This is a genomic window from Rhodococcus sp. B10, from assembly GCF_011770055.1.
Taxonomy (GTDB): domain Bacteria; phylum Actinomycetota; class Actinomycetes; order Mycobacteriales; family Mycobacteriaceae; genus Rhodococcoides; species Rhodococcoides kyotonensis_B.
Map to the genome: position 1 here is coordinate 73,922 of NZ_JAAFYV010000001.1, position 13,810 is coordinate 87,731.

Annotated in this window: 1 protein-coding gene; it reads right to left on the bottom strand. The window is 66.7% G+C overall.

From position 1 onward, the window contains the following. Window positions 1-61 precede the first annotated feature (61 nt). Window positions 62-13,630, bottom strand: a complete 13,569-nt coding sequence (locus tag RhoFasB10_RS00250; protein WP_346764323.1) for an amino acid adenylation domain-containing protein — start codon at window positions 13,628-13,630, stop codon at window positions 62-64. Window positions 13,631-13,810 lie beyond the last annotated feature (180 nt).

The window sequence follows — 13,810 nt, forward strand, 5'->3', positions numbered from 1 at the left end:
CCCGAAACAGTATCGGCTCCTGTTCGACGTCCGTTACCCGCGAGTAGCTCGTAAGCCTCGTTCAGTGGCGCAGCGCACGTCCGATCACGTCCATGGCAAGGGGCGACAACATGTCGGCGTGTGTGACAGGCGCAACGAGCTCCAGCACGGCATCCGACACGTAGGGACCCCAGGTCGCAACGGTGTCGTGGTCGTCCGAACGATCGATGCCTGCCCTGACGACCGTGACACGGCCCGAGAACACGCCGGGTTCGTAGGCGTTGATCGAATCGGGCGACGACGACGCGGCCGCGAACATGCGCGAGATCCGATCCTCGTCCAGTGCGATGACATCGTCGGGCAGGATCGACATGAGCGCACGAACGATTGCATTGTTCGGCGACGTCACCGCGACGTCGGGGTCGAGAGCGACGCCGGCCGCCGTCAGTAGCGCCCGCACCTCCGAGTCGAACGCGGACGCGTCGACACGTGTGAACGAGTCCAACAGTGTCAACGCCTCGACGGTACGACCTCGACGCTGTAGCTCCACGCCGACGGCGTGTGCGAGTACACCTCCCAGCGACCAGCCCAGTAGAGATACAGGACCGTTCGGTCTCGTCCTTTCGATCTCCGATGCATAACGTGCTGCCAGATCGACGATCGATCGAGCGTCGAAGTCCGGCTCCCGCAACGCCGGCGTCTGCACTCCGTACACCGGCACGTCGGCATCCATGATTCGAAGAAGAGGCACGTATCCCCATGCGAGACCCAGCATCGGGTGGATGCAGAATACCGGAGTTCCGCTACCCGATGCGCGCAGCGCGACGATGACGTCCAACGAACGATCGTGATCGACAACGTCGCCGGCACCGATTCTCGCCGCCAGTCCCTCCACGGTCCTCGACTCCAGAATCCACTGCACCATGACCTTTCGGCCGGTTCGTCGACGTAACGCCGAGACCACCTGCGTGGCCGCAAGAGAGTCGCCGCCCAGTTCCACGAAGTCCTCGCCGAGACCGACCCGCTCGACCGACAACGTTTCCGCGAACACTGTCGCGACGAGCCGTTCGAGATCGGTCGTCGGTTCGACGAAGACCCGAGTGCCGATCTCCGGCGCCGGTAGCGCGTCCACGTCGAGCTTGCCCGATCCGGTCAGCGGCATCTCGTCGAGCCGAACGATCGCGAGGGGAATCATGTGTGCGGGAAGCGTCTGCCTCAGCTGCGCGCGTAGTTCCCCGACCGTCGCCGTGCTCGACGGCGAGCACACGACGTAGGAAGCGAGGTACGGCCTGTCGTCGTCGTGACGCACAGTCGTCACCGCGTAGTCGACGCCCGGAATCGCCGTCAGTGCCGCATCGATCTCACCCGGCTCGATTCGGAACCCACGGATCTTGACCTGGGCGTCGCTTCTTCCGACGTAGCGCAGTGCACCGTCTCGCCACCGCGCACGGTCTCCGGTCCGGTACAAGCGACCACCTTCGCCGAACGGATCGGCAACGAACGCCGCCGCCGTTCGTCCGGGTAGCGCCGCGTAGCCACGCGCCAGCCCTCGACCGGCGAAGTAGACCTCGCCGACGACTCCATCCGGGACAGGCCGTAGACATGAGTCGAGGACGAACGCCTGCACACCGTGAATCGGGCCGCCGATGGTGATCGGTTCGCGTGCGGTCAACGGGTTACTGATGGTCGTGGCGACCGTCGCCTCGGTGGGTCCGTAGGCGTTGAGGAACCGCCGGCCCGGTGCCCATCTCTCGAGAAGCTCGGGCGGCCACGCCTCACCACCGACAGCGACGGTGCCAAGGTCGGGCAGCACGCCGGGATCCATCGTGGCGAGAGCGCCGGGCGTGACGAATGCATGCGTGACGCGGTGGGCCTGCACATACTCCGTGAGTTCGTCGCCGCCGACGATCGACGTCGGTACGACGACCATCGTCGCGCCGACCGGAGCCGCGAGCAACAGCTCGAGAACGGACGCGTCGAAACTCGGCGACGCGAAGTGGAGAGTCCGGCTGGTGGAGTCGGTGCCGAACTTCTCCCACTGTGCAGCAGCAAGATTCGACAGTCCTGCGTGGGTGACCACGACACCCTTCGGCACACCGGTCGACCCCGATGTGTAGATGACGTACGCGGCGTGCGACGTCCGAACAGCCGACAGGCGGTCGTCGTCTGTCACGGGAGCAGCACTTACACGGTCGGTCTCGCGAACCGTAGCCCGATCGTCGAGGACAATCCATTCGGTCGACGACGGCAGCGCTTCGGCATCCTGCGCGACCGTGAGTCCCAGAACCGCGCCCGAATCGTCGATCATGTGTGCGATACGTGCCTGCGGGTAGGACGGGTCCACCGGGAGGAACGCGGCACCGGACTTGGCGACGGCCCACACGGCGATCACCGACTCGAGGGAACGCCGGATTCCGACTGCGACGACGTCGTCGGGGCCGACACCCCTCCCGACGATGACACGAGCGAGGCGATTCGACCGCTCGTCGAGATCTCGGTAAGTGAGAATGCGATCCTCGCACTCCACAGCCACCGCGTCGGGAGAAACAGTCGCGCCGCGAACGAGCATGTCCGACAGCACCATCGGGCCGACGTCCGGCGGCCCGGTGCGCGCGATCCGCTCGTGGTCCCTCGTGACGTCGACGTCGCCGACGAGCGAATCGGGGCGACTGACGACTGCTTCCAACACGCGGACATACCGCGACGCGAGGTCACCGATCGAGACCTCGTCGAACATACTGTGCGCGTACTTGAAGTCGAGATGTAGCACGTCCCCGGCGACGGCGACGATCGACAACGGGTAGTGGGTCGCATCGACCGTGTCGATCCCGACGACGGACATCCCGTCGATCGAGCTGGCCTGCTCGATCGCCGTGCGGTCGACAGGATAGGACTCGAACACCACCAAGGTGTCGAACAGCGTCCCGACATCGGTGAGCTGGTGGAGTTCGGCGAGCCCGACGTGGTGGTGATCGAGCAGACCCGCGGACGTCGCCTGCAACTCCTGCAGTACTGCCCTTACCGAGGACGTGCGTGGGAGTCGAACGCGAACGGGAATCGTGTTGATGAACAGTCCGACCATCGACTCGACGCCGTCGAGATCCGCGGGCCGTCCGGAGACCGTCGTTCCGAACACCACGTCGTCCCGGTCGGTGAGCGACCCGAGCACGATCGCCCACGCAGCCTGAACGACGGTGTTCGGAGTGACACCGGCTGACGAGGCGACGTCGGTCAGCGCCATCGTGGTCTCGGCGGACAGGGCGAAGCGATGGTCCCCGAATCCTGTTCGACGCGTATCGGATTCGAACACCGTCGTCAGCAGGGTCGGTTCGTCGAAGTCGGCCAGCGCGGTTGCCCATGCGTCGCGGGACGTGTTCGCGTCCAGGCCGACCAGCCACCTGAGGTAGTCGGAGAACGGCCTCACAGCGGGCAACGCCGAGGTCGCACCCGACACCGCGTAGAGCACCAGCAGGTCCTGCAAGAGGATCGGCATCGACCACCCGTCGAGCAGGACGTGTTCGCACGTGACGCCCAGCGTCACTCGGTCCGAAGCGGTCCGGATGCAGACGAACCTGATCAGAGGAGGCGCGCCGAGGTCGAAGCCCGCCTCCTGATCGTCACGCAGTAACCTCTCGACCTCGTCGGAGCGGGCATCGATCGTGTACCACGGCAATGCGACGTCGTCGAGAACCACCTGAACCGGCGACCCCGTCGAGTCGGCAACGAATGCCGTGCGCAGGTTGGGGTGCCGCGACAGCAAAGCCTCGGCCGCGCCGCGTAAACGGTCGACATCGACGTGCCCTTCCAGGTGCAGCACCATCTGCGTGGTGTACACCCCACCGCCACCGCCGGCGAGCAGCGCGTGGAATGCCAGCCCCTGCTGCAGCGGCGTCAGCGGCCACACGTCGAGGACCGAGCCGTACGCGGCCTCCCACGCATCGATGTCCGACTGCGTCGTACGGACCAGTTCGACGTCCGACGGGGTGAGCCCGCCGTTCGACGAATGCGCATGTCGTGCAACAGCAGTCAGAGCGTCGACCCACGTGTCGGCGAGTTCCCGGACGTCGTCGCGGTCCATCAACGTCGACGGGAATCCGAAGCCCGCGCTGAGTTCGCCGCCGAGCACGATCGCGTTGATGTCCACCGTCGCCATCGCGGGCATGTCGGGATCGCCCCGGCCGTCCAGTTCACCGAGATCGGACGCGGGCAGCCACCCGATGCCCTGCATCGCCTCGGGAATGTCACCGTGCGACAGTCGTCCGAGGTAGTTGAAGCTCACCTGCCGAGGCCCGCCGGCAAGCCGCGCGGAGACGTCGGCGTTGCCGAGATAACGCAGGATGCCGTATCCGATCCCCTTGTCCGGCAACGCAAGCAACTGTTCCTTGACGCGCTTGACCACGGCCCCGGCCGACGGGCCGCCGCGGAACGCGTCGTCGAGGTCGATTCCGCTCAGGTCCACTCGCGCCGGGAACATCGACGTGAACCAGCCGACCGTCCGAGAGAGGTCGGCGCCGGGAACCACGGATTCCTCACGGCCGTGTCCTTCGAGACCGATCAGCGACGACATCTCGTCGACACCGCGATCTCGTCTCCAGCGCGCCACGGACATCGCGAGCGCCGCGATCAACGCATCGCCCGCACCCGTTCGGTACATCGTCGGGATCGTCGTCACGACGGCGACGGTCACGTCCTGCGACAGCCGTACCGTCACCTTCTCCACCGCCGATGCGAGATCGATCGACGGATCGAACGAGCGCGGTGACATCAGCGGGTCCGGTCCGTCCAGGACCGTCTCCCACAGTTCCACCTCGTCGGCGCGTGACGCGCGGTCCTGCAACGCGTGTGCCCACGTGCGGAACGACGTACCTGCCGCGTCCAGATGAGGCTTCTGTCCCGCCGACACCGCCAGCCAAGCCGAGACGAAATCGGGAATCAGAATTCGCCACGACACACCGTCGACGACCATGTGATGAGCCGCGACGATCAGTCGTCCCGTGCGACGCGACGACCCACCGTCGGCCGTCACCGGGTCGAGCCACGCGAACCGGATGACACGACCCGTCGACGGGTCGAGCCCGGCGAGTGCGTCTTCCAGCGCATCGTCTGCGAGCGCGACAAGGCCGTCCGCATCGACGTTCTCGTCGAACGCAGTGCGCTCGACGATCGCCTCGACGTCGACGGATCCTGGCTCCGAGGTCCGCAGGATCGGTACGTCGCCGTCCGCGACGAGCGTCGCACGCAGCATGTCGTGCCGATCGATCACGGCACGCACGACCGCGACGAGCTGCGCGCGCTCGATTCCGACAGGCAGCTCGAGCCCGAGCGTCTGCTCGAACCGATCGAACGACCCACCACGCGACGTCATGAACCGAACGGCCGGAGTCGACGGCATCTCGCCGACGCCCCCACCGGGGAGTTCCGCGAGGCCCGCCACGTCGGTGTCAGCGCTGAGCACCGCAACCCGCGCGAGCGCCTGGACCGTCTTGTGTTCGAACACCTGCCGCGGCGAGATGCGCAGTCCGCGGGCTTTCGCTCGGGATACCAACTGGATCGAGACGATGCTGTCGCCGCCGAGTGCGAAGAACGAATCCGTGGTGCCGACCGTGTCCAGTCCGAGCACGTCCGCGAACAGCTCGGCGAGCACCGTCTCGGTGGCGTCGACCGGTTCGGTTCGGTCCGCCGCGTGGAACACCGGCTCCGGCAGTGCCTTTCGATCCAGCTTGCCCACCGGCGTCAACGGCACCGAGTCGAGTACGACGATCGACGACGGAACCATGTGCGCCGGAAGCGAACCGGAAGCGAACCCCAGAAGCTCCCGCGGCTCGACCGTCCGCTCCGCGGCGGGAAGAACGTAGCCGACGATGGCAGCGCTTCCCGACGCCAGCTCGCGTACTGCAGTCGTGGCGAATTCGACGTCCGGATGCGACGCGAGCACCGCGTCGATCTCGCCGAGTTCGATACGGAACCCACGGATCTTCACCTGGAAATCCGAGCGGCCGACGTACTCGATCTCGCGGTCGGCCGTCCACCGCACGACGTCTCCGGTACGGTACATCCGCGTTCCGTGCGCACCGTACGGGTCGGCGACGAATCGTTCGGCGCTCAGGCCGGGCCTGCGGTGGTAGCCCTGTGCGAGCTGGATGCCTGCGATGTAGTGCTCACCGCTGACACCGACCGGAACCGGCCGCAGGCGGTCGTCGAGCACCAACGACGACATTCCTCTGATCGGTCCGCCGATCGTGATGCGGTCTCCGGCCTCGAGCGGCGCCGAGATGTTCGTCATGATCGTGGTCTCGGTGGGTCCGTACCCGTTGAAGAATTCGCGGCCACTTCGCGAATCCGTCCACCTCGCAACGAGTTCCGGTGGGCATGCCTCGCCGCCTGCGACGAGCACTCGCAGATCGTCGAGCCCGTCGGGGTCGACAGTCGCCAGCGCGGCAGGCGTGATGAAGGCGTGTGTGACGCGTTCGCCGCGCAACAGCGACGTCAGTTCCTCGCCTCCGTAGATATCTGTCGGTGCCACGACCAGCGTCGACGACGATGCCAGCGCCAGCAGCAGTTCCAGGATCGACGCGTCGAAGCTCGGTGACGCGAAGTGCAACGCACGGTCGTCGCGGCCCAATCGGTATCGATCTCGTTGCTCCGCAGCGAAATTGGCGAGTCCCGAGTGGGTCACCACCACACCCTTGGGCCGTCCGGTGGAACCCGACGTGTAGATGACGTACGCGGGATGGCTCGCGTGCAGCGGCCGTCGCAGTTCCTCTCGTGCAACCGGCTCGGCGGAGCGCAAGGCCAGCAATCGCCGGAATTCGTCGTCGTCCAACACCTGCCATGAGATCGCCTCTGGGAGAGTCTCTTTCGCGCTCGCCACGGTCAGACCCAACGCGGGCTGTGCGTCGTCGATCATGTGCGCGACGCGGTCCGCCGGATAGTTCGGGTCGACACTCACGAACGCGGCGCCCGACTTCGCGACGCCCCACAGCGCGACGATCGAGTCGAAGGACCGCGGAATCGCGATCGCGACGAGGTCGCCCGGCCCCACCCCAGCGTCGAGAAGTACCCGCGCGAGACGCGACGAACGCCGGTCCAGTTCGGTGTAGGTCAGCGAGGAGCCGCCGTACGACACGGCGTCGCCGTCGGGTGCGGCGGCAACCGCTGCGGCGAGGAGCTCGGTCAGCACGACGGGCGGTTCCGGAGTCGAGGGTGCCCGGACGAGCGTCTCCAGTTCGAAGTCGTCGAGGATGTCGAGGTCGCCGATCGGCGTCGCCGGTCCGTGGACGACTGCACCGAGGATGGTTTCGAACCGTCTCGCGAGCGTGCGGGCGGTGTCCGCGTCGAACAGGTCGGTGGCGTACGTCAACGCACCCGCGAGGCCGGCGGATTCGCCGTTCACGCCGATCGTTTCTGACACCGTGAACTGCAGGTCGAACTTGGACGTGTTCGATTCCAGTTCGAGTCGAGAGACCTGCAGCCCCGGCAGATCGAGCGTTTCTTCACCGAGATTCTGGAACACGAGTGCTACCTGGAACAGCGGAGTGCGATCGGTCGTGCGCTCCGGCGCGAGAATGTCGACGAGCTGTTCGAACGGCAGATCCGCGTGGCCGAACGCCGCGAGATCCGCGGATCGCACCCGATCCAGCAGTTCGACGAACGGCTCGTCCGCGCGATCCAGTTCGGTGCGCAGTACCAACGTGTTGACGAACATTCCGATGAGGTCGTCCAGGGCTTGCTCACCTCGACCCGCGACGGGTGTACCGATGGCGATGTCGGACGCGGTCGACAGTCGCCCGAGCAGCACCGCGAGCGCCGCATGCAACACCATGAACAGAGTGCCGTTGCTTTCGCGCGCAAGCTGATTGAGCCCGGCATGTACCGAACCCGCGACCGAGAATTCGAGCATCGCACCACGGTGGGACGCGACCCGCGGACGCGGGTGATCGGTCGGCAGTTCGAGGCGGTCCGGCAAACCGGCGAGTGCAGCGGTCCAGTACTCGGCCTGGGTGCTCAGGACGGAGTTCGGGTCGTTCTGATCGCCCAGCACTGCGCGCTGCCACAGCGCGAAATCGGCGTACTGCACGTCGAGCGGTGACCACGACGGCGGTTGCCCGGCCGTCCGTGCGACGTACGCCGTCATCAGGTCGCGCGCGAGAGGACGCATCGAGAACCCGTCGCCCGCGATGTGATGCAGCACGACGGCCAGCACGTAGTCGTCCTCACCGATCGCGTACAGCCGGACTCGAAGCGGAACTTGTTCTGCGACATCGAAACCCATCGACACGAAGGTCGCGAGATCGGCCGTCACATCGGAGATGTTCAGAAACCGCGGTTCGAGATCGAGATCGACACGATCGGCGGGGAGTACGAGCTGGCGTGGCACCCCGTCGTGCTCCGGGTATCGGGTGCGGAGCGGCTCGTGACGCCACACCACGTCGGTGACGGCCGCCGCGAGCGCGTCGGAGTCCAGGTCACCGACCAGCTTCATCGCGATCGGCAGGTTGTCCGCGAAGGATGTGGTGTCGAATCGGTTGAGGAACCACATGCGCTGCTGGGCGAGCGACAGTGGCACCACCGACGGACGCACACGGGCGACGAGCGGAGTGCGTCCGACGTCCGACGCGGAGTCGAGGCGCAGCGCCAACGCGGCGACGGTCGGTGCTTCGAACAACACTCGGACCGGCACCCTGGTATCGAGCGCGGCGCCGATGCGTGCCACGACTTGCGTTGCCACCAGAGAGTTTCCGCCGAGGTCGAAGAAGTTGTCGTCGGTTCCGACGCGAGGAAGCCCCAGTACCTGCGAGTAGACCTCCGCGACGATCTCCTCCGCAGCAGTCGTCGGCGGTAGATATTCGTTGACCCGGAACTCCGGTGACGGCAATGCTTTTCGGTCGAGCTTGCCGCTCGTGCCCAACGGCAGTGCGTCGAGAACGACGATCGCGGTCGGCACCATGTACGACGGCAGGATGTCACGTACGAACGTGGTCAGTTCCGAGCTGTCGGCGTCGGCTCCCGGAGCGAGCACGACGTACCCGGCCAGCTGATCTCCGGTCGACGTCACCGCGACGAGCACGACGGCCTGACTGACCGACGGATGTGACAACAATGCTGACTCGATGTCACCCAATTCGATGCGCTGGCCACGGAACTTGACCTGGAAGTCGGTGCGACCGATGTACTCCAGCGCACCCTGTCCACCTGGGATCCACCGAACGAGGTCGCCGGTGCGATACATGAGTTCCCCGACGAAGCCGTTGGGGTCCGCGACGAACCGGTCAGCCGTCAGATCGGGTCGACCAACGTAACCCCGCGCGAGCTGCACTCCCGAGAGGTAGAGTTCGCCGGCCACCCCCGGCGCGACGGGTCGCAACCGTGCATCGAGCACGTGCACGCGAACGTTCCACTGCGGCACTCCGATCGGTACCGTCTGTCGCTGCAGCGACCTGACCGAAGTCGCTTCCCACTGGGTCACCGACACCGCTGCTTCGGTCGGACCGTACAGATTGTGCAGACGCGCGGACGACACCGCCGCGAACGCGTCGACAGTCTCGGGAGGCAGCGCCTCCCCGATGACGAACACGTGCCGCAGAGACGTCAGCCGATCGGCAGCCGCGTGCGCCGCGAACACACCGAGCATCGACGGGACGAAATCGGTGACCGTCACCTGTTCGCGATCGACGATGTCGGCCACCAGCACTGGATCGCGGTGCCCGTCGGGTGACATCAGGACCATCGACGCGCCGGTGCGCAACGGCAGAAAGAATCCCCAGAGCGACACGTCGAACGTCGTCGCGGTCTTCTGCAGGTAGACGTCGTCGCTGTCCAGGTCGTAATAGGCTGTCATCCAGGACATCTGGTTCTCGATCGCGCGATGCGACACCGCGACGCCCTTGGGTCGCCCGGTCGAGCCCGACGTGAAGATGACGTACGCCAGGTTGTCCCGGCGAACGTGTGCGCGGAGAACCCGTGCGGTAGCGGTGACGTCCCCGTCGGCCAGGATGGTGTCGATCTCGACGGCATCGACGCCGACGCCACCGGCCTCGGTGGGAAGCGCGGGGCGGTCGGCGGAGGTGGTCAACACGCAGAGCGGTCGCGCCGTATCGAGGATGTGGGTCAACCGATCGGCGGGATGCGCGGGGTCCAGCGGAACGAACGCGCCGCCTGCCGCGAGTACCGCGTACATACCGACGACCAACTCGGCGGAGCGGCGCACCGCGAGCCCGACGAGCACGTCGGGACCCACTCCACGATCGACGAGAACCCGGGCCAGGCGTTGCACACGGTCGTCGAACTCGGCGTAGGTCAGGCTCTCTCGATCGGACACGATCGCGACTGCGTCGGGGGTTCGCCGAACGCGTGCGTCGTAGAGATCGAGCAGTGTTCGCTCCGGCATCGCATGCGCGGTGTCGTTCCACGCCAGCATCACGTCGGTGCGTTCGGCGTCGGTCAACACGTCGATGTCACCGACGACGACGTGTGGATCGGCGACGGCCGCGCTCAGCACGGCACCGAGCCGATCGGCCAACGTGCGCACCGTGCGCCGCTCGAACAGGTCGGTCGCGTAGGTGAACGTGGCGGACATGCCCGCGGGCTCACCGGCCTCGTCGATCCGGGGCGTGATCGTCAGCTGCAGATCGAATTTCGCGACGGCCACATCGAGATCCAGCAATGTCACGGACGTGCCGGGAAGCTCGAAGCTGCTCTGTTGCAGATTCTGGAAGAAGAGGGCGACCTGGAACAACGGGTGATGGCCGGCGGAGCGAACCGGGTCGAGCACCTCGACCAGCCGCTCGAACGGCAGCTCGGCGTGCGCGAACGCGCCGCGGTCCGCCTCGCGGACGCGCCCCAGCAGTTCGACGAACGTCATCGACGGATCGACCTGGGTGCGCAGTGCCAAGGTATTGACGAACATTCCGACGAGCGCGTCGAGGTCTTGCTCGCCGCGACCCGCGACGGGGGTTCCGACGACGACGTCGTTCGTCGCCGCGATCTTCGACAGCATGATCGCGAAGGCGGTGTGCATCGCCATGAACGGCGTCGCGTCGCACCGTCGAGCCAGTTCGGTCAGTGCTGCATGGACGGCCGCGCTCACCTCGAACTCGACCGTGTCGCCGACGCCGGATGCCTCCGCAGGTCGTGCTCTGTCCGTCGGCAACTCGATGCGATCGGGGATGTCGGCAAGTGCCGTGGTCCAGTACTCGAGCTGCCGCGACGCCAGCGACGTCGGATCGGACTCGGACCCGAGCAATTTCCGTTGCCACAGGCTGTAATCCGCGTACTGGACACGCAGCGGCGCCCACCCGGGCTCGCGGCCTTCGGCGCGAGCGAGGTACGCCGTCACCAGATCCGTGACGAGCGGCGCCACCGAAGCACCGTCGGCGCAGATGTGGTGCAGGACGACCACCAGCACGTGTCTGTCACCGCCGAGGGAGATCAGCTCGACGCGTAGTGGTACCGACGTGGACAGATCGAACGGTTGCAGTGCGACGTCGGTGAGGTGCGACGCGACGGCGCTGTCGGTCATCGACAGATACTTCAATTCGACGCCGGTGCGTTCGACCGGAACGACGACCTGGAAGCCGATACCGTCGCGATCGGGATAGACGGTCCGCAGCGACTCGTGTCGTCGCTGCAGATCGACGACGGCGTCACGAAGCGCGTCGACGTCGACAGGCCCGTCGAGGCTCAGAGCTGCCGGGACGTTGCTGGCAGGCGACGTCGGATCGAATTTCTGGAGGAACCACATGCGCTGCTGCGCCAACGACAGCGGGATGACGTCGGGCCGCACCTCGGGTCCGAGCGGCAGTGCATCTCCGCCGCCGAGTTCCCCTTCCACCCGCGAGGCCAGTCCGGCGACTGTCGACGCCTCGAACACCACGCGTGCGGAGACTCGGGCGTTCAATCTCGCCCCGAGCCGCGACGCGACCTGCGTCGCGCTGAGTGAGTTTCCGCCGATTTCGAAGAAGTGATCGTCCAGGCCGACCCTCGGCACGCCGAGCACCTCGGCGAACGTCTCGGCCACGGCTCGTTCCATGTCGGTGACCGGCTCACGGAACGCGGCAGTGTCGAACACGGGCGCGGGAAGTGCCTTCCGGTCGAGCTTGCCGACCGGGGTGAGCGGGATGCGGTCCAGGACCACGATGGCCGCGGGAACCATGTGGCGTGCCAGCGACTGCCCGAGGAAGTCGAGTAGTGCTCGCGGCTCGACGGTGTGCCCCTCGGCGGGAAGCACGTACCCGACCAGCGCATCGACGCCGTCCGCCCCCGCATGTACCGCGGAGGCTGCGAAGTCGACGGTGTCGTGCGCCTCGAGCGCTGCGTCGATCTCCCCGAGTTCGATACGGAAGCCCCGGACCTTGACCTGGGAGTCGTTGCGTCCCACGTAGTCGATCGAGCCGTCGGGACGTACACGCACGGTGTCACCGGTGCGATACATCCTCCCCGCGCCACCGTCCGGGGCCCACGGATCGGCCACGAACCGCGACGCCGACAATCCACCGCGCCGGTGATACGCCCGGGCCACGGCGGGCCCGGCGAGATACAGCTCGCCGACCACGCCGACGGGGACGGCCCGAAGTCGGGAGTCGACGACGTAGGCGCGCACGCCGGTCAGCGGCGTACCGATCGGCATCGGCCCGGACGGGTCGAGGGGCGCGCTGCTGGTGGTGATGCACGTCGTTTCCGTCGGCCCGTACACGTTGTGAAAGCGTCGGCCGACAGCCCATCGCGCCACCAGTTCCGACGTGTACGCCTCACCGCCGACCATCACGGCTTCCAGATCGGGCAGGTCGTTGTTCGGAGCGGACGCCAGTGCCGCCGGCGTCACGAACGCGTGGGTGACGCGGTGCCGCCTCAATACGTCGGCGAATTCGTCGCCCCCGACGATTCCGGTCGGCACGACGACCATCGTGGCGGCCGCGCCGACGGCGAGCAACAGCTCGAGCACCGCGGCGTCGAAGCTCGGCGATGCGAAGTGAAGGGTACGGGACTCGGCCGAGATGCCGAACGTCACGCGCTGCGAGTCGGCGAGATTCTGCAGGCCCGTGTGGGTGACGGCGACACCCTTGGGCGTACCGGTCGACCCCGACGTGTAGATCAGGTAGGCGAGGTTCGACGCGCGCAGAACCGACGTACGCTCCACCGCCGCAACGGGTTCCGACGACATCGCCGACGCATCGCGCTCGATGTCCTCCAGCACGATCCACGGCACGCTGCCGGGCAGGACGTCGATGGCGCGCCGGGTCGTCAGACCGGTCTTCGCACCCGAATCGTCGAGCATGTAGCGCACACGCTCGGCCGGGTAGTCCGGGTCGATCGGAACGAAGGCCGCGCCCGATTTCGCGACTGCCCACACGAACAGGACAGATTCCAACGAGCGGGTGACGGCGATGGCGACGAGATCCTCCGGGCCGAGACCACGCTGGATCAGAACGCGCGCGAGCCTCGACGATCGACGGTCGAGGTCCGCGTACGTGATCGAACCGTCGTCGGTGTGGACGGCGATCCCGTGCGGTCGCGCGTCCACCGCCGCAGCGAGAAGCTGCGGGAGCGTCGCGGAGCGCGCCGCCCGGTGCCGTGTCGCCCGGGTCGGCCGTTCCCTACCGCTTCGAGGTGTGCGCCTGCGTGTCGATTCGGATCCCGCCGAGTCGACGCTCACGCGGTTCGACTTTCAGCATGATCGGACAGGACGCATACGAAAAAAACGCACACTGAAGACACCGGTACCACAGCCATTCACCCCGAACTCGACTGATCCAGCGCACGCGCGTCCACATGCCGACACCGCGCTGCTGGATGACAACGCCGATCACTGTAAACCATTCGGTTGGTTCAAACC